Below are 19057 nucleotides of genomic sequence, written 5' to 3'. Positions count from 1 at the left end.
GCGCAACTCGGTGGGAGCGAGGAGCGCGCCCAGCGGCTCCAGAGACGCGAGACCCACGGTGGTCACGTCGTCAGACCGTCCAGCAGACCTGCGACCCCCAAATCAGTCACCTGGTTCGAGTAGAGCGTCAAAAGTAGACGGCGGTCCAGGAACCGGTTGGCATTGTCACACGAGGTCTCAGACAGAAACGTGCAGAAGTGGCATGCAGCACCGTGAAGAAAGTCTTCCTGGCCACGGGGTACGCGATGGGAGCACACCGGGTCCGAAGAACACCGTGATGCTCGTGCGATGGAGCGAGCGACGAGGCGTTCCACAGCGTCGGGCGCCGACTGTTCAACGAGCCCGCCGAGCGTCCCGTCACTGTCCGGTGAGGTTGTGGAGATGAGAAAGCCCGCTGCAGGGTCGCGGTCGTCGGCGCCGCGCCACGCGTAGATCCGCTCTGCGAGCGAGGCGGACCCGTAGCCGGCGTCAAGCGCCATCTGCCGGATGATCAGGTGCGCGAGTGTGTGGACGGCCCAGTACCTAGGTGGCTCGAGACGGGCATCTGCATCGATGGGAGCCGCAGAGGTGCTCGTACGACGCTGGACGTTGCGCCTGTGAGCCTCCCTATGAGCGTCCCACAGCTTGGAGTCGCGGACGGCGTCCTCCCATGGCCCGATGACGTCCTCGCGCAGTCGGAAAAATACGCCCTCTCCGTGGTCTTCGGTTGCTGGAACCCAGGTCGGCTTCTTCCGTGCAAGTGGTGCTAGTCGTTCTGGGGCATCGCCGATTCGCTCGAAGGCGTCGACACGGGTGAATCCGACGAAGGCGTTGACCTTCTTCAATCGGTCGACTGCTGCGACGGTCTGTATGACTGGGGTCAGACCTGGAGGAACAAGCACATCCCTGATCCGGAAGTCGCTCTCACGTGCGTGCCTAGCGAAATCGGCCGGGCGAATGAGCGTGCGCCACTCGGGCGCCCGCAGCTCGATGGGGCTGTACGGTGTCGTCCGACCGGAGTCCACGTCGCCTCCCGCCGCGACTAGCTCAAGGGCCTCCCAAACAGTTGGATCGGGGACGTCGGTGAGGTCCAGGCCGTCCTTGAGAATCAGCATCTTGAACATAGGGACGGCCGCCTCTGACGCCACCATCGCCCGGAGCTCGGCACCCACACCTTGGAGCCGCGCAGCGACGTCTGCGACGTTGAGCTCCTTACTCTCCGGGACGACGAGCAGGCTGATCGTGGCAGGGAACCACTGGTTGGCGGCACCGAGCAGCATGAGTTTCGTTTCCGCGTCGCATGCTTCGAATGTCCCGAGATGGGGATGGCGGCCGCGGCAATGAGGCATGCGTTCGGCGCCTGCGGTGCCAGTGAGCTCACGCATGCTCCGCGTCAGTCCGCATGTGACGCAGGTGATGCGGACCTCCGGACCGATATTGCTACGCCATTCGAGCATCCGCAGCTTGGTCGCCGGGTTGGTGACCCCTGGCGTCTTTTCGCAGGTCCACGTGCCACCGTGCGCTCGATGCACGAATGCCGTGTAGGGGAATTCGTCGAGGTGCCCGTTGAGGCAGGCGACGAGATAGCGAGCTGGTACGGCGACGCTGTCGCGCGGCTTGCCCTTGTTGTTGCGTCCGCGACATTGCTTGTGGACGAATCGTGCCTGGTCCGGGCGCATGCCGATCGTGTTGAAGAAGGTGAATGGGCCACCCTCGCCCTCGAATGGGGCGAGGAGGTCGCATCCGGTGCAGCGCAGCCAGCGAGGGAAGGCTGCAGCTGGAACGCCCAGCTTAGGCACCTCACGAGGGCCTAACTCTTGGCGCGGCGGGCGGCGAAGCTCACGCACCTGGCGACCTAGCTGAGCCTTGACAGCTTCGATGAGTCGCGGCTCGAATACCTGAAGTGGACCACCCATCTGAGCGTACGCGCGCTCCCAGGCATCGAGGCCCTGCGGCATAACTGCGATGTGAGGTAGGTCGACCGACGCGCCGATTCCTGCGGTGTAGAGCAGCGCGGTCGGGCGCACGGAACCCACTCGGCCGAAGTTCTTCGGCTTGACCTGGTCCATGTGCTCGAACGGATCGAGGACGTCGGCCGTGGCGAGATAACTCAGCTCGCCGCCCGGTTCGCCACCGTGCGGCGCCAGACCCGAGACCTGGCTCATGCTTCTACCTCCGCGTCGAACACCCACGCCGGCGAATCGGGCGGGTCTGGCTCAGCGATGCGGTCACCGTACGAGCGGACGATAAGGCTGATTTCCGGCTGTACTTCGCGCATCGAGTTCGCAACCCGTAGGTAGGCATCGTCACCAAATGCCGGACCGTCCTCAGGACTCCTCAGCAGGGCGTTGCCCTTGCCGGTGTAGCTGATGGCAGTAACCGCCTTCGCCTTCTTGTACCACGCGTCGAGACGACGTGTGAGCTTGTCCTTGATGTCCTGCACTCGGTCATCTGCGCCCGACCCCGCGGCCCGACGAGCAATCACATCGACAAGATTCTCTAGCGTCGCGAACCGCGAGGTGATGCTCCAGGCACCTTCTTGTGGCGAGTACGACGTCGTGTGCCCGACGTCCAGCACGCGAGCGATCGAGACGAGTACGCCGGTGAGCCCGCGCTCCAGCGAGCTGTCCGAATAGGGGGTGACGGAGAGCGCCTCGACGTGGGCGTAGAACGTCCGGTGGTCGTGCTCGAACTGTTCGTAGTGAGCCATGTCGCGCGGCCTGGACCGGTTGGCCAGGGTTACGACGAGTCCTGGCTTGGCAGACACGCGGCCGACGCGAGAGGAGGCCTGGATGTACTCCGCCGTGTTCTTTGGCTGCCCGACGACAACCATCAGCCCGAGGCGCCCGACGTCGACTCCAACCTGGAGCATCGAGGTGGCAAGGATGACGTCGTATGGCCGATCCCCAGCTCGCTTTGGAACCGCCTTCTCAGCCTTGCGAAGAGCGGACTGATCGCTGTGCGCCCGAGTGGTGTCCCAGGCTGGGTCAAACGGAGCGGAGAGCCGATCCAGTGTCTTGGTGATGTCGGTGGACGAAACGCGCGATGTGAGTTCACCGATTTCGAGACCCCATGTCCCGCGGCGAGGGTAGCCGCTAGCCCTGTCGGGGTTTGTGATGCGTGTAGTTACGTCATCATCTAGGTACCGCCGCATACCGGCAAGCTCGCGAGTAGCACTGAAATAGCCGACGAGCGTCATGTACGGGTCCGCCGCTTCGCCGTGCTTGTCGAGCAACTTCTGGCCGGCTAGAAGGAGGATCTCGCTAACCCTGATTTCGGCGAGGGTGAGCTTCACACCATGCGCGCAGACACCGAGGTAACGCCGACCGGGATGCTTGGCGGATACCGGCACCTCTTTTGAGAAGTACGTGTCGGCGATGTCGAGCACCTGTGGCGGGAAGATCTCGATTCCTCGGCCGTAAAGCCGGCGAACCTGTGCCTCAGCATTCCGGCTCGTTGCTGTGGACGCGACGACGAGCGGCCGGACTGGCGCCGCAGCCGCTGCGTCAGCGCCAGACTGCCAGCAGCAAAGTGAGTCGACGGCGACTTCGAACAAGCCGACAGCGGTGCCGAGGGCACCAGTGATGAGGTGGAGCTCGTCCTGGATCACGAGGTCAGGGGGACGCAGACGGCCGGTCTTCAGGACTGCAACCTTTGGCAGGCCGTTGCCCGCCTTGTGGCTTGAGCCCGTGCAAATGGACGCAGGGGTGTCAGGATGCCGATAGCCATGGCGCGGACAACGCTCAGCCACGTGGCCGAAGAGGCTCGCCGCTTGACCTTCACGGGCAATGCGGGCGAACTTATCAACCGTCGCCAGGAGATAGGTCGGCGGAAACCGGTAGATCTCCTCGTCGACTGTGAGGATAGGCAGCCCATCCTCGACGAGGCCACCCTCGGCGAAGGGGCATTCAGTGCCAAGCTTGGCGCCGCAGTGCACGAGAATCCGGCGACGTGCCCTGTCGAGTTGGATGTGTTGCTTGGGGGAGATTGGGGAGCCACACCATGGACAGCGCTGGAGCTGTAGGACCGTGACGCCGTACGGCCGCCCTTCGGTGGCGAGCGCTGCGCTGATCTGTTCCTCAGCCTCGTTGAAGGACTTGGGACTGACGTTGCTGCCAACCCAAAGGCCGATCCGGAACGGTTCGGTGCCCCACGTAGACGGGTCGCGGCGACGTACCAATTCCGCAGCACACACGAGAGCTGTGGCGCGCTGGAACTGCTGAGTAGTTAGCAGCCGCAACGTGTAGCGCATGAGGACGGCCACACCGTCGCGCCCATCCAACGTCCCATCGAGCGAGTTTACGACGCCCTGAAGGCGCCGGATCGCGAATGTGTACGCCGCAAGGCCAAGGTAGGCCTCGGTCTTGCCGCCGCCAGTGGGAAAGAAGAGCAGTTCGGCGCGGGCATCGTCGCTGCTACGCCGCAGAGCGGTCGGATCGGTGAGTGCCGGTAGCTGCATGAGAATGAAGCCGATCTGAAAGTGTCGCCAGGATGCGGCGCCCTCGCCCTTGGCAACCACCTCCTCAAGTGCAGCCGCGATACCTAAGGTGGCATCTTCGGACCGGGCCTGTGCGACTTGGCTGTGAACGCGCTGATCCGCCATCACGCGATTCATGAACTGGAATGCACGGAAGGCGTCTTGGTCCGAACTGAGTAGCGCGAGCCCTTCGGCGAGCCGATCGGCGGCGATCCCGGCGTCCTCAACGGCAAGTTCCGCCACGCCCCGAAGGTGGTCGGGAAGATCGATGGCGTCGGTCCCGCGCTCGTCGAGCCACTCGCGATAACCGCTGATCAGCGGCGTGAGCCCCTCGACAACTTCCGCCTGTGACGCTGCTGCCAAGCGCTCCATCGATAGGAGGGTCCCGTCGACACCGGAAGCGATGGTCTGGGGGATCTCTGCCTCTGGCATCCAAGTGGTCCGCACTCGATTCGCGGTACGAACACCGGCGGAGAGGTCAGGTCGCCATGTGCCATCGATCGATGGGTCGATTGTGGTCCACGCCGCCGAGCAGGTGCGGCCGATGGCGAACTCGAGCCGATCGCGATAAAGCAGTTCGAGCCGCTCCTCTTCATCGTTCAGGCCGGGGGGCAATGCGTCGAGAGCGTCGTGGATGGGGAGGAAGACGTTGCTGTCGTCAGCAGCTGCGACTTCAAGCTCAGCCTGGAACAGCCACTGACGTGGCGGGAGGTTTCCGTCGGTGACCCGGCGATTCTGAAGAGCGACCTCGATGATGAGCGTCCCGTCACCGTCCGCCAGTACCTCGACGCTCACGGACACCTCAACCGCGCCATCACGTTCGAGAACAGGCAGGTCCAGATCAGCTCCCGGCCGGAGTTTGTCAGCCGTCACGTTGACCCGGCAGTCATGGGGCGTTCGGTCGTAATAGGTCCGGGTCCGACCTTCCTCGTCTGCCTCTCGCCGAGGCGCGTATGCACCCCAACGAGCCGTTAGGGCCAGCCCGGGACCTCCGGATGCGATACGGAATCGGAGGCCCATCGAGGAAGGTGCGATCAGCTTGGATGCTGGACCCTTGTCGTCAGCATCCTCCGGATCGTCAGATTCAATTACCTCGAGGTCGTCGGATTCTGGGACACCGCCGCTCGACTCGTCGACCGTGGCTATCAATGGAGCCTCTGCAGCGCGCAGGTCGTCCAACTTCGTGTCCAGAGCCGTGGCTGGAGTCTCGATGCCAACGGTTGTGTCGACCTTGACTGGCGCCAGCGCACCGACCAGGTAGCGGCCACGAGGGTTGCCCACAACTGTTTCAGTCCGGCCGTCCCACGGCCCGACCAGATCTGCTACAAGGAGGCGATGCAGCTCATCCCTGACGTCAGCCGATGTCATTGCAGTCAACGTCATAGTCCCTCACCTTCGCCTTCCTGGAAATCGTCAGTATTCTCGCCTACACCACCGACCTCACCGTGAGTGGCCGCCCGGCGGTGGTTCTCCTCAAGCAGCCGGTCGAGGAGTTCGACGCGCGCCGCCTGGCTGATAGTGAAGCGCTCCATCTGCCGATACGTGTGATACCCGTGGCCCAGTGGGACGTCCTCCCAGCCGTAGGCGTGCACAACCGCCTCGTCGAGCATGACGTGGATTTCGCGTAGTTGATCGACGTCCGCGTCGCCGTCTATGTCTGGATCGTTCACGAGGTTGTAGACCTTCGTAATGCCGAGGCCGCGGCGCAGCATGATCTCGGCACGCTCTTCGTCGAGCATTTTGCCGACGATCTTGAGATCGTCTACGTGAGCTGGACGCGCGAATGTATCGAAGACGTCGGACGGGGTGTACCGGACCCGAGTCTCCAAGGATGAGCCGTGCATGATCGCCCAGGTCTGGTGCAGGCTCGATGACAGCACAGCCTGATCCGCGTAGTCGTCCGACGCAAACACCACGATCTGGTCGCTGAAGACCTGGCCGGTGGGAACACGTACTGGCATCACGGTCTTGCTGACTCGTGCGATGGCAAGGACGTGATGGAGCCCTTCGATGGCGAGATAGAGTCCGGCAGCGCGTTCTGCGAATCGCCACCATGAGTCTCTGCGTGGACGCCGGGGGTTCGTGGCGCGCTCTGGACGGACAAGGCGTTCGACACGCTGCCAGGCCAATTCGTACCGTGATGCGGCTGCCGCATCCCGCGTACCGAAGTCGATGACCGATCGGCTGGCGGATGAATCCGGTCGAGAGTTGAGGTCATCGCCGTTCAGATAGCTGAACACGATCTCGCTATTGAGGGCACTGGCCTCCAAGAGTTGTGCGGCCTCGTCCTCGGAGAGGACGAAACCCTTCCCCAGAACGTAGCTGCCGATGAACGCCATACCTGAGTTCTCGACGAGCCGAACAGGCGACCCTGACGTTCGCCCACTGGGTTCGAGCAGCGTCGAGATGGATCGAACGAGTAGGCCATCTGCGACTCGGGAGGAGTCTTCCAACAGCGGCGCTCGGCTGCCCCACACCCCGGCATACTCAAGGTTCGCGCTCCGCGCCGGCCAGGACGCACTCTGTACCGCGCGTCGGATCGTCATGCCGGCCACTGCCATACGATCGAGACCGACCTCACGGGTGTCGCCTTGCGCGATCGTATTCGTCGCGATGAGTCCGAGCTGGCCAGTATCGGTTTTGATTAAGGAGAACGCGCGGAGGAAGAAGTAGGCGACGAGGTCAGCGCTTCCCTTGGTATTGCCCGCGAGCTGATTGACGAACCAGTCACGCACATTCTCACCCATGGACCCAGTGAGCTTCTGACCTCCGAGAAATGGCGGGTTCCCGATGATCGCGTCGAAACCTCCATGCTCGATCATGACGTCCGGGACCTCGAGCACCCAGTGCAGTGGCTGCCATCGGTCGTAGTCAGTCTGGATTGTTGGCCTGAGGCCGCGGTCGATGAGCCCCTCTAGCATCGCGGGGTCGCCGAGGTTCGCATTCATCAGAGCGTAAGAAAGGTTCTCATAAGCCTCGTCGAGTGCCTTGCCCTTCTTGCCGCCGAGCAGCAGACCTCCGGCAATGATAGCGTCGCCGATCTTGCGCAATTGACCGAGGTGTTGGCCAAGTTGCTTCATCAACTGACGCTTGGCTCGAGTTGATCGCATGGCATCGTTCTCGGTGACCGGGGAGGCCAACTGGTGCCGAATTTCGGTGGCTCGCTGGATGGCTAGATCGACATCGACCGTGAACCCGGGGTTGCTCATGCGAGCCGGCGGTGGGTCGATATGCAGGCCGCGCAGTTGGCGTAGCTCGGTGATTCCCAGCAGAGAGTTACCACAGAAGATCTTGTCGTCTACAAAGGAGAACGGCCTGTCAGGATCGAGGGAGACCAGCCAGAGCGAGAGCTTGCACATTTCGACGGCCATCTGATTGATGTCTGCGCCATAAAGGCAGTGCGCGATCACCTCCCGGCGGGCCTCCACGCCCCTTCGCTTGCGCTGTTCTGTAGTCGAATCATCCCGTGTGATGCCTTCGGCGTCCCATGCCTCCAAGAGACGCTCGCCCAAGTATCGACTGGCGGCCACGAGAAACGCACCCGACCCTACTGCGATGTCGGCGACCTTGAGGTCGAGGATCTGAGACGAAGGGATCAGCTTCCAGCGCGTTGTGTCCGCGGTTTGGAGCGGACCCGGCGAGTAAACGAGCGGTTCGAGCGTATGAAGCACCACCTCCTCCGCTAGCGAGCGAGGCGTGTAGTGCGTGCCGGACGTCGCACGTGATCGAGTCTCGACCACAAGTAGCCCACCGGCAGGCACTACGTAGGGAAGCTCTCGGGGGTCCAAACGCATCAGGCTGTAGTAACCGACTAGTTCCTCGACCAGGCCATCGTCACCTACGACGGGGCGAAGCCGGCGCCGGGCCTCGTCTTCCGTAGCGGCCTGGCCGCTCTTAGCGTACGCCTTGGCAAGTTGGCGCGCCGTGCGGGTCCTGGCCCCGGACTGATCTTTCTTGATCCATGTGATGAGTTGCTTGGCGAAGCGCTCCGGGTCTTCGTCCGCCTGGTCGTTGATGTTGTGCAATACGTCTAGCGCCACCTCGGGCTCTGAACCGGCCTCAGGGCCCTGCAGGCCGACGATGACCTCGTCGGTGTAGCGGGCCGAGTAGCCCAGCAGACCCTCATACACATAGCCGATTTGCTCGACGTCGAGCTCGCGGAAGGAGACCTGGCGATCCTCCCCAGCCACCTGGGCGTGCTGGACCGACCGTAGTACGTGGAACATGACTCGGTCGTCGACGAGCACGCGTAGACCGCCACTGGTGGCGTTCGCTGCGGTGAGCCAAGGAAAGCGGGCCGGGTCGAAGAGCGAGCCACCGTAGGCGGGCATCCGCAGGTCCTCGAATGTCGCCCCGGTGTAGAGGGCCTGGCTCGTCGCAAGCAGGCGGTGCCACGTGTCGTAGGTCGCTGCTAGGGCTTCGTCACCTTCGATGCCAACCGCGTGCCGGCGCCGCTCGTCTAGGCGATCGAAGACCTCGGAGATGGCGTATGCCTCGCGGTACAGCTGTTCGGTCGGTAGCAGTTCGTTGGCCTCGGCGAAGAGAAGGAAAACGATCCGCATCATGGCTGTGACGGCGGCGTCGTAGACCTCGTGCCCGTCGGTCGGCAGTGGCGACTCTGCGCCGTCAGCGATGGCGCGCAGGTGGGACGCGGAGAATGATTGCACCAGCAGCTCGACTGAGGCGCGGACCTGGTTGCCCAGCGCGTCGGTGATCTCTTCGGCGCTCGCGATGCTCGACTCGAGCAGTGCGGCGAGGCGCCGTTCGACCGTCCCACCAGCGAGAGATGTGAGGCGCGCTAGGGCCCAGAATGCGTCACGCAAGTCAGGCTCCTCGCGAAAGAGCGCGCCATCGAAGATGCCGGAGCCGGTGCTTCCTTGGGTGCTCTGCCACACCAGCGCCCACCATCGACCGTCGGTGACGACTGCCACTGGTATGCGCACACCATCGCCTTCGGCCGAAGCACGCAACAGCGCTGCGGCCCGGTCGACAGCACTTGCTGACCACCCGTCGACCCCCGCGACGGAGAGATCGTCCGTGGGGTCAACCACCAACAGCAAAGCCGCTGGGCTGCCACCTGCTTCGAGTACAGCGGCAGTCGACACACTCACGGAGTGATCCAAGTTCCACGCTCGAACAGCTGCGCTGTCGCCGGTGCGGGCGTACTCACCCCACTCCAGGACATCGTTGGTCATGGTGCGGATCCAGGCGTCACGGGCATCGAGGTAACGAGTCAACGGCGCGCCATCCATACGGTTCTCAGTGCGCATCCATGTCGTCCACGCCTGCTCCCAGTCGGTGAAGCCGGCACGGAATGCCTCGCGGACACCATCCACGGTGTCGTCGGGTCGAGAGAGGCCAGAGGGGAAGTGAGCCTTCAGCGCAGGGCGGGACAGGAACGGGCCGTCGGTTTCGACCAGCTCAAGCCAGGCGAAGGGGTATTCGGTGCGATGTGCTTGGCGTGCTCTCACTTGGCAGCCTCCTCGGCGTCTGCAGGCGTGAGGGCGAAGACGAGCGCCCCAGTGAACACGTGTCGGGTTGGCCGGGCGTAGCGAGATTCAACGGCGTCCCGTTCCCGTGCGCGTTCGTCCGAAAGAACGTGTAGGCGGCGCTGCACCTCACGGATGTCACGTCGACGCTGTGCAGCACTTCCGTCGGGCTCGAACAGCGTGTCCGCTGCCTCACGGGCTTCCCGCTCCATACGAGCCAGGGACCTCGTGAGGGTGTCCTCGAAGCGCTGGAAGGTGGCGTCGACACGCGCCAGATCCGCGTCCCGTCGCGCGACCAGGGAAGCATCGAGCTCGCGCAGTCGACGATCCGTGCGAGTCTCAACCGCACGCTCGACCCGAGCACGTAGCCCGTCGGCGTCGTCGGCATCGGCGTTCCACCGCCGCACGATCGGATGCAACGTTGCCTGGGGGACGCTCATCAGCCGATCGCCATCCAGGGTCGCCGCCAGAAGCTCCTCTGACAGTTCCTCACCGAGCTCCTGTCGACGACGAAGCCGTGTCCCGGCGAGAAAGACTTCCTCGTGCAGGCGAGTGCCACTCGCACCGACGAGGACCAGCCGCGCCACGGCTGCCGCGAACGAGTCCCGCAGGCCTGGGACGACAACGGCTGTCATGCGGCGGATCGACGGCTGCGGCTGCCACAGCTCCTGACGCAATGTCCGCGTGGCGAGTTGGACGAGCGGGTGGCCGAGGTGGGCGTGAACGATGTCTGTCCGTCCATCTGCAAACACTTCCGGCGCGAAACTGATTGGTCGATGCTCGCCGGTTAGTGGGTCGTCTAAATCGTCTGTCGCGAGCTGCCAGGTCGGTCCGATGCTGCGCGGCACCGCGAAGACCGGTTCATCAGTGCGATCATCACCGATCTCCTCTAACCTCGGCTGATTCTGCAGATCCAGCGCAGTGTCGACCACTCGGCGGACGTTGGACGGATGCAGGTGGAGCCTGTCGCGTACAGAGCCCAGCTCCTTGGCTATGCGAGTCAGCTCCCCAGAGAGACGACGCTCACCGCTGAGCAGCTCGTTGACGGCCTTCTGAGAGGCGTCCGCGGCCGGGGCGGGGCGAGCCGCCCTACCGAGCAGCTCGCGCTCGACGTCGGGCGCCAGGACTGGGTTAGCTGAGCCGAGGTCCGCGCGGACGTTCTGCATCTTCTTCGTGAGTCGCCGCAGGAGGTCCATGTCCTGGGCGAGGGCCGAGCCGCCCGCTCGGTCAGGGGCGAAATGCCATGCGATAGGCGTCTCGGTCTGCCCGTAGCGGTCGATCCGGCCAATCCGTTGCTCGAGCCGGTTCGGATTGAACGGGACGTCGAAGTTGACGAGGCGGTGGCAGTACCGCTGCAGATCGATCCCCTCTCCCGCCGCATCGGTGGCGAGAAGGACGCGCACCTGATGCTCGGCGGGATTGGCGTTGAAACGACGGCGGATGGCTTCGCGGTCTTCTTGTGGGGTCTGGCCATGGATCACCGCCAATCGCTTCGAGTCGTAGCCGGCGCTGGTCAGCACCGACTGCATCCACTCGAGCGTGTCGACGTACTCGGTGAAGACTATGACGCGCTCGTTGGACCAGGTGCCAGCGGGCCGTGTGACGCCATCCAGGAAAGTCATGAGCCCGCGAAGCCGTGAGTCGGGAGCCGCCTCGTATCGCTCGCCCCAGGCGATCAACATCTCAAGATCTGTCAGATCTTGCGCGGGCAGTTCCGGCAACGCGCGACGAGTACTCAGGAGGGTGTCGAGTTCGGGCTGAGCTGCACGTCCCTCCTCGTCGTCGGCAGCGTTCTCGCCCATCACATCGTCGTACTCCGGGAGCATCGGCTCACGACCGTCCCGCCTCGCGTCGAGATAGGCGCTCGCTGTCTTTGCGAACGCCCAGGGCGAAGACAGGAATCGCTTCTTGAGTAGCAGTGCGGCGATGTCGGCGGCACTTCCGAGAGCCGTGCGGGAAGCGTGCTGGCGGCGGTTGATCAGCTCAGTGAGTCGGTCGTACGTCTCGGCCTCGTCCTCGCTAGGGGCGTAGGGGAGGGCCTTGACCTTGCGTTGGCGGAATCGGCTGTCTTCGAGATCCGTCTTGAGGCGGCGGACGGCAACCTCGCCCAGAGCTACGCGGTCGATCTCCGCGCCGCGCGCGAAACGGTGTTCGTCGACCATCTCGAGGAGAGCAGTGAATGACTCCTGATAGCCGTTGTGGGGGGTCGCGCTGAGAAACAGTCGGTGCTCCGACATGCGTGCAAGTTCGCGAACTGCCAGGGTCCGTTGGGAGTCGACCGCGTACGCGCGCTTCGCTGAGGTGTGCTGCGGGGCAGAAGGCGCGACGTGATGAGCCTCGTCGACAACGAGGATGTCGAACGCGAAGCCGTCCGTCGAAGGTCGCCGACGGGCGACATCGAAGGCGGCCTGCAAGAGACGTTGCGCTCGCGCAGCCGGGAGCCACGACATCGACACGATTACGCGGGGGAACAAGACGAACGGGTTGGCGTGGACACCGTACCGGCGACGTACGTCGCGCATAGTCTCGGAGCTGATGACCTCGAAGGACAGCCCGAACTTCTCGGCCATCTCGTCCCGCCACTTCAGGACCAGGCCGGCTGGGCAGACGACGATCACTGACCGTGCGCGGTGACGGAGCAGTAGCTCCTGCACGACGAGGCCGGCCTCGATGGTTTTGCCGAGTCCGACGTCATCGGCCAGGAGGAGATTCGTCCGTGGGGCAGCCAGAGCGCGGCGGAGCGGCTCTAGCTGGTACGGCTCGACGGTTGCGCCGCTCCGAAAGGGTGCTTGGTAAGCAGTCGGGTCGGCAGAGGTTACGGCGCCCCAGCGGAGAGCATCCACAAAGGCCGCGAGTGTGGCCGGATCATCGATCTGTTCGGCATCTAACGTGTGTGGCAGGCCGTGCTCCGGCACGAGATTTGTGCCGGCCTCGATCTCCCAGACCACTCGGAGTTCATCGCCGTAGCGGTCGTCTCCCATCGCCTGGAGGGCTACGGCATGCTGGATCTCGGCCGAGCCATCGTCGGCCGAGGAACGGGGCAGACCCTGGGCTGTGACGTCGGTGACCACCCAGCGGGCGCCGCGGACATCTACTAGCTGACCAACCTCGGGCAGTGCTGACGGCACGGAGTCCCCCTTCATCTAGTGCACTCATCGAACCCTATCGGTGATGAGGACGGTTCGTTTCGTTGCGGCTCACCATTTCGGCGCAGAATTGGAGCTGCTGGTCCTGCTTCCCTGCCTGGCAGTCTGCTCAAGGTTGCTCACGTCGAGGCGTCGGGCGTCGCGCCCAGCATGTATCATTGCCTCCCTCAAACCTGACTTCGTAACGTTGACTCACTGACTAGCGTCGGTCGCCGACTCACGGAAGGACGCCATGCCTGCTGGGCACGTGGCAGGGCTATTTGCCGGAATTGGCGGCTTCGAGAAGGGTCTTGCCTCCGCGGGTTTCGAGGCGGACCTCCTGTGTGACGCTTGGGAGCATGCCGCGTCGACTCTGGCGCGTAGGTTTCCCGGCGTCTCAATCGTGGGCGACATAGTCGAGCTCAAGGCTCTGCCAACAGTAGAGGTCGTAACGGCCGGGTTCCCCTGTACCGATCTGAGCCAGGTCGGACGCGCGGCTGGAATCGACGGCATCGAGTCGGGGCTTGTGCGCGAGGTCTTCCGGTTAGTCGACAACGCCTCGCCAAGGTGGCTAGTGCTGGAGAACGTTCCCAACATGCTCGCCCTGCACGGCGGCCGAGCCATGGCTTTCATCACTGGCTGGCTTGAGTCTCAAGGATGGAATTGGGCATATCGGACCGTCGACTCGCAGAGTTCAGGTGTAGCCCAGCGTCGCCGGAGAGTGATCCTTGTGGCGTCCAAGTCGGAAGACCCACGTCAAGTGCTATTCGCTGATGAGGCGGGGCCGTCAATGCGAAGGGTCGATTCGCCGTCTGCTTATGGCTTCTACTGGACAGAGGGAAATCGTGGCGTTGGTTGGGCTCCGGACGCAGTGCCGACTCTCAAGGGTGGATCGAAGCTTGGAATACCATCGCCTCCTGCAGTCTGGTTGCCAGCGGAGCGGCCGGGCAAGGCGATCGTACGGCCTGACATCAGAGCCGCAGAGCGACTCCAGGGTTTTCCTGCTGGCTGGACCGATCATGTCGAGCGCGAAGGACATCGCTGGAAACTCGTTGGCAACGCGGTGACAGTCAACGTCGCGAAATGGCTCGGACAGCGATTGCGTGAACCTGGTGAGCCAGTCGAGGTCGAGACGAAGCCACTTGCGGACGTCAAGCGATGGCCGGCGGCCGCATCCGGCGTCGCTGGTTGTCGCGAAGCATGGTTTCTGTCAGAGGTGCCCTTGCGGAAGCGTCGGCAGCGATTGACGGACGTATTGAGAATCAATGGGATGTATCCACTTTCCCGAACCGCTACAGCAGGATTCGCTAAGCGACTCGCCGCCAGCAGACTCCGCGCTGGCGGTGATGAATTTCGCTCAGCTTTATCCAATCACGTGGCCGAGATGTCTTGAAGCCAAGATGCCAGACCCGTTGAATGATCTCACCAGGCGCAGGATGCGGAGTCAGGTCAGGCGTGATACCAGACCCGAGTTGGCGCTAAGATCTGAATTGCATGCGTTGGGCTTTCGATTCCGCGTGGATTATGCTCCTGAGGTTGACCTTCGATCTCGTGGCGATATTGTGTTCACCCGTCGCCGCCTTGTGGTGTTCGTCGATGGTTGTTTTTGGCATGGATGCCCAGAGCATGCAACTGCACCGAAGAACAATGCTGGGTGGTGGCGACAGAAGATTCGGGCCAACCAGGAACGTGACCGCCGGACAGACTCTGCATTGGAGTCTCGTGGATGGCAGGTGATACGTGTCTGGGAGCACGAGCGCGCGATCGAAGCAGCCCGCAGAATCGCGTCTATTCTCGCACGGGACTGAGGCGGCGTACCGGATGTCGTCGGAGTTACTCGATCTCCGAGGGCGTGTTGGTCTTCCTCATCAACGCGCTCGGCTGGCGGTCCGGAAGGCCTCATACCGCTCTTCGAGGTTGTCCTTCGCGGGGCGGGCAGTGCGCGCGCGAGGCGCGGATAGCCGGACGCCGTTCATGTCCTGTAGGCCGTGTTTCAGCATCGGGCCGTCGACCTCGCCAAGGATGTCGGGACGAATCTCGACGACGAGGTTGGGCCTGACGCCGAGGATATTTCGATCGAACGCCGCATGATGGATCTTGCACAACGCGAGGCCATTCGGCACCACCGGGCGACCCATCGGATGGGCGTCGGGCAGGATGTGGGCCGCGTCGAGTAGGTCCGCGTGTCTCAGATGGCAAATTGCGCACTGCCGCCCGTACGCCTGTAGCACTCGTGCGCGGAACACAGGTTGGTGTATCCGTAGTCTGGTCAGGCGCTCGGCGTACTCGCGGCTGTCCTCGGTGGCTTCGTCGCCGTGCGGAAGGAAGCGCTGAACCGGATCGACGGCGACGACAAACTGTAGCTGGTCGGCTTCGTCCTGCACGAGATAGACGGGGAATTGCGCAATGTACTTGCCCGAATCAATGCCCAGGAACCAGATGAGGGGGAGTTGTTGCTCGAAGCAACGCCTCAATGCTCGGTTCTCAGGGTGGTTCGGGTCGCTTCCGCGGTACTTGTACCTGAGTAGTCCATCGGCGCCAGCCTCGTCGGCGTACGGCGGTGTCCGACCAGGTGGGGTGTAGGTCGTGCGGAAGGAGAGCGCGGCGTCCAGGATGGCCGGCTTCCGTATGCCGCGCTGCGGGTCCATCAGGGGTATGCGTCGGCCCCTGAACTCGAACGTCGCTAGCTCTGCGGCCGTCAACAGACGGTCACCGCGTAGAGCAAGCCATGACATTGCTGCATCGCGGAGCTCGCTGTCAAAGGAGCCGACCATCACGTTCAGATACTTACCAGACCAGGGCTCAGTTGTCGCCGGTCGTAGTCGGTCGACGGCCTGCACGGGCTTGAGCACGTCAGGCTCTATCGCGCTGGTAGGGCAGGATTCAGGTCGGTGTTTGTATCCAGCGCATGGATCTGTGCCTTCCTGTGGAAGTCTGTTCGCAGCGACCGTCGCGACGAGATTCTCTCGTTGCGCGAGGCGGAGTTTCGGGGGCTTGCGGTGAAGTATGGCGCGGAGGGATAGGGCTGAGGTGCCGATCGAGTTCGAGGCCAAGGTGTTGGATGTCGTGCCGAGTGAAGTGGCTCACCGCATCCTTCGGCTGGGTGGGCGGCGGGTGGGGGCGCGGCTGATGCGGCGGTATGTGTATGACGTTCGGGCGGGGGGACGAGTCGCGATGGATTCGGCTGCGGGATGACGGTACGGCGGCGACGTTGACCGTGAAGGAGATCGCGCACGACGGGATCGACGGGACGACGGAGACCGAGGTTGTGGTGAGCGACTTCGAGGTCACCAACGAGTTGCTGGCTCGGATCGGGTTCCGGGCGAAGTCGTATCAGGAGAATCGGCGGGCCAGCTTCGAGCTTGATGGCGCTCAGTTGGAGATCGACTGGTGGCCGCTGATTCCGCCGTACCTCGAGATCGAGGGGCAGTCTCGGGAGCATGTCGTCCGGGTTGGCGAGGCGTTGGGCGTCTCTGAGGACGAGCTCACCGGTGAGAACACGGTCAAGGTGTATGCCCGCTACGGGATTGATCTGACTAAGATCTCCGAGCTCAGATTTCCCGAGTGACGCATCACTTCCAGGGCCGTCGGCTGGAGTAGGTCGAACCCTCTCGCGATCAGGTGAGTTGCTGGCCGTGCGCTAGGTGGTGGCACCGCAGCGCACGGCCGTTTGAGGTCAGCTGCTGTGAGCGGCTGTCTCGATGAGCTCGGTGACAGCACCGGGCTTGGCCACCATCGACAGGTGCGGCGCGTTCACCTTCACGATGTGAGCGCCGGCGCGGTGCGCCATGATTTCCTGCTCCGCCGGCGGCAGTACCTTGTCCGCCGTACCGATGAGGTCCCATGAGGGGATGGTCTTCCACGCCGGAACACCAGTGAAGGGCTCCCCGAGGGTGCTGGCTGTCAGCGGCCGTTGGCCGGCGGCCAGGACGGCGGCCTGTTCGACCGGGATGCCGCCGGCGAAGAGGGCCGGGAACTGAGCTGGCTTGATGTAGACATCGGCATTGATGACGGTGCCGTTGGCGTCGTGGATCGGCACCGCGGTGATCGAGCTGTTCGGGTCCAGGGCGGACCCGGGCTGTGCGGAGGCGAGCGCGCCGACGCTGTCGCCCTGGTCGGGGATGAAGGCATCCACGTAGACGAGGGCTCTGACATTGGGGTTGCCGGTGGCAGCGTTGGTGATCACCATGCCGCCGTAGGAGTGCCCTACGAGCACGATTGGGCCGGGGATGCTGGCCAGCAGATCACGCAGGTACTGCGCGTCGGAGGCGACGCTGCGCAGCGGGTTTGCCTCGACGTTGACCGTGTATCCGTCGCTCTGCAGTCGTGATGTGACGGCAGACCAGCTCGAGCCGTCAGCCCACGCGCCGTGCACGAGCACGATGGTCGGTTTGACTGGCTGGTCCTGCTGCAGGGTTTGCGCGCTGCTGCCGGGGGCGGTGCTGATGCTGAGTGCGAGCACGCCGGTGGTGAGGGCCGCGACGGCGGCGAGGAGTGATTTCTTCGGTGTACGCATGGCTTGTCCTCTGCGGGTGTGGTTATCCGCTCGCCGGGCGGCGTCAGCGGCGATGGCGGTCTTGGTGCCAGTACGGACGCTAGGGCTGGACGAGGACGCTGGCGCCGCTGCGCGCGTCATCCTGCACAGCCTGCGGATAGCCCTGCACGAACTGAGCACTGCTCGCTCCAGTGACCGATCTCCGCGAGCGCGCTGGGCCGGGTATTGTCATTTGTGCGAGCCGGCGCCGACAGCGCCTGTCACGCCCTGCTCGCGGCACGCTCAGCCTGCGGTCGGGGAGCAGGGCAACTACGAAGGACCAGGCCCGTGATCCAGATCGTCGACTCGAGCACGATGCCGGCCGGCGTGCGGTCGGAGGCCATGCGGGCGGTGGCCGCCAGGATCATTCCGGTCGAGCTCGACTTCCCGGTAACGGGCCCTGTCGTGCGAGGCACGCTCGCCGACCTTGGTGCGCTGCGGATCTCCTCCATCCGTTCCAACGTCACAAAAGTCGAGCGGACCCCGCGCCTGGCGCACGATGATCTGGAACCCAGTCTGTTGCTGGGTCTCCAGGCCAGCGGATCGAGCCTCGTCGTTCAAGATGGCCGCGAAGCTGTTGTGCGCCCGGGCGACCTGGTGGTGTACCGCTCGACATCCCAGTACACCCTCGTCGATGCTGAGGGTTACCGACAGCACCAGTTGCGCATGCCGTTGGAGAACCTGGCCCTGCCGCGGGACGTCGTGCGGCAGGTAACGGCGACGCGACTGAGTCCTGGGCATCCGGTCGCAGACTTGGCCACGCTCTACTTCCAGCGCCTCGTGGGCCGGCAGAAGGCCTTCGCGGGCGCCGCGGCAGACGCAGTAAGCCAACCGTCGATGGAACTCATCCGGGCCGTGATCAGCACTCACCTTGACGTCACCTCAACGGCGGCCAGGGAATCACTGCAGGCCACGTTGCAGATGCGGATCTTGGAGTACGTGCGTGCGCACCTGGGTGATCCGACCCTCAATGCTGCGCAAATCGCGGTCGAGCATCACATCTCCGTTCGCCACCTGTACAACGTCCTCGCCAGCGGCGGCATCTCCCTCGGCGAGTGGATCCGCCGCCACCGCCTGGAGGCGTGCCGAGACGAACTCGGCCGCGGCCGTTCTCAGAACCTCACCATCGCCTCTGTATCCCAACGCTGGGGATTTCGCGACGCATCGACCTTCGGGCGCCTCTTCCGCGCCGAATACGGACTCTCACCACGGGAGTGGCGCGAGATGGCGACGAAGGCACAACCTGCCGAGCGAGCAGCTCCGCCCCCTGGCCACGCACGATCTGAGTCAGCCTGACGCACGCGTCATGATTGACGACCACACGCTAGGCGATCAGATATCGGACCTCGCTGGGATGGGTCGACCTGGCCGCGTCGCGATGTTGGGGTGGTCTGTATGGCTACCGAACGTGGGTAGATGGATTGTGTCGGCAGGTGTCGTGCGTCCGAAATCG

10 protein-coding genes are annotated in these 19057 nt (G+C 63.9%); 4 read left to right on the top strand and 6 right to left on the bottom strand.

Going from position 1 to position 19057, the window contains the following annotated elements; translation table 11 throughout:
- Positions 1-62 precede the first annotated feature (62 nt).
- Genes drmB through drmD form a run of 4 tightly spaced genes read right to left on the bottom strand, consistent with a single transcriptional unit; the run spans position 63 to position 13073 of the window.
- Positions 63-2144, bottom strand: a complete 2082-nt coding sequence (gene drmB, locus OG555_RS40935) for a DrmB family protein (RefSeq protein ID WP_329479275.1) — start codon at positions 2142-2144, stop codon at positions 63-65.
- Positions 2141-5839, bottom strand: a complete 3699-nt coding sequence (gene drmA / locus OG555_RS40930; protein ID WP_329479273.1) for a DISARM system helicase DrmA — start codon at positions 5837-5839, stop codon at positions 2141-2143. The genes drmB and drmA overlap by 4 nt, the downstream gene beginning before the upstream one ends.
- Positions 5836-9927: an Eco57I restriction-modification methylase domain-containing protein gene (locus OG555_RS40925; RefSeq protein WP_329479272.1), complete on the bottom strand. Its 4092-nt coding sequence runs from the start codon at positions 9925-9927 to the stop codon at positions 5836-5838. The genes drmA and OG555_RS40925 overlap by 4 nt, the downstream gene beginning before the upstream one ends.
- Positions 9924-13073: a DISARM system SNF2-like helicase DrmD gene (gene drmD, locus OG555_RS40920; protein ID WP_329479270.1), complete on the bottom strand. Its 3150-nt coding sequence runs from the start codon at positions 13071-13073 to the stop codon at positions 9924-9926. Before drmD ends, OG555_RS40925 begins: the two co-directional genes overlap by 4 nt.
- A gap of 250 nt (positions 13074-13323) precedes the next feature.
- Between drmD and OG555_RS43065 the strand changes: the two genes are divergently transcribed.
- Together OG555_RS43065 and OG555_RS40915 are read left to right on the top strand one after the other, a co-directional pair.
- Complete coding sequence (locus OG555_RS43065; protein ID WP_442914470.1) at positions 13324-14463, top strand: DNA cytosine methyltransferase; 1140 nt, start codon at positions 13324-13326, stop codon at positions 14461-14463.
- Positions 14417-14878, top strand: coding sequence for a very short patch repair endonuclease (locus OG555_RS40915; protein WP_442914469.1), 462 nt, complete (start codon positions 14417-14419; stop codon positions 14876-14878). Before OG555_RS43065 ends, OG555_RS40915 begins: the two co-directional genes overlap by 47 nt.
- 60 nt (positions 14879-14938) lie before the next feature.
- On the opposite strand, the gene OG555_RS40910 is transcribed toward OG555_RS40915, so the two are convergent.
- Positions 14939-15922, bottom strand: a complete 984-nt coding sequence (locus OG555_RS40910) for an HNH endonuclease (protein ID WP_329479266.1) — start codon at positions 15920-15922, stop codon at positions 14939-14941.
- A 293-nt stretch (positions 15923-16215) separates the two neighbouring features.
- Between OG555_RS40910 and OG555_RS40905 the strand changes: the two genes are divergently transcribed.
- A complete protein-coding gene (locus OG555_RS40905; RefSeq protein WP_329479264.1) occupies positions 16216-16638 on the top strand; it encodes a CYTH domain-containing protein in 423 nt (140 codons plus the stop codon).
- Positions 16639-16746: 108 nt separating this feature from the next.
- On the opposite strand, the gene OG555_RS40900 is transcribed toward OG555_RS40905, so the two are convergent.
- Complete coding sequence (locus OG555_RS40900) at positions 16747-17586, bottom strand: alpha/beta fold hydrolase (protein ID WP_329479263.1); 840 nt, start codon at positions 17584-17586, stop codon at positions 16747-16749.
- A gap of 306 nt (positions 17587-17892) precedes the next feature.
- Here OG555_RS40900 and OG555_RS40895 point away from each other — a divergent pair, with 306 nt between their 5' ends.
- A complete protein-coding gene (locus tag OG555_RS40895; protein ID WP_329479261.1) occupies positions 17893-18900 on the top strand; it encodes a helix-turn-helix domain-containing protein in 1008 nt (335 codons plus the stop codon).
- Positions 18901-19057 lie beyond the last annotated feature (157 nt).

The sequence above is a fragment of the Kribbella sp. NBC_01484 genome (assembly GCF_036227145.1).
GTDB lineage: Bacteria > Actinomycetota > Actinomycetes > Propionibacteriales > Kribbellaceae > Kribbella.
The sequence above is the reverse complement of the archived record's forward strand: the minus strand, read 5'-3'. Positions and strand labels throughout refer to the sequence as shown.

What these genes read in the sequence shown, in the direction of transcription:
- drmB (WP_329479275.1), bottom strand. Translation starts at nt 2,144, where the DNA reads ATGAGCCAGGTCTCGGGTCTGGCGCCGCACGGTGGCGAACCGGGCGGC.
- drmA (WP_329479273.1), bottom strand. Translation starts at nt 5,839, where the DNA reads ATGACGTTGACTGCAATGACATCGGCTGACGTCAGGGATGAGCTGCAT.
- OG555_RS43065 (WP_442914470.1), top strand. Translation starts at nt 13,324, where the DNA reads ATGCCTGCTGGGCACGTGGCAGGGCTATTTGCCGGAATTGGCGGCTTC.
- OG555_RS40915 (WP_442914469.1), top strand. Translation starts at nt 14,417, where the DNA reads ATGAATTTCGCTCAGCTTTATCCAATCACGTGGCCGAGATGTCTTGAA.
- OG555_RS40905 (WP_329479264.1), top strand. Translation starts at nt 16,216, where the DNA reads ATGACGTTCGGGCGGGGGGACGAGTCGCGATGGATTCGGCTGCGGGAT.
- OG555_RS40900 (WP_329479263.1), bottom strand. Translation starts at nt 17,586, where the DNA reads ATGCGTACACCGAAGAAATCACTCCTCGCCGCCGTCGCGGCCCTCACC.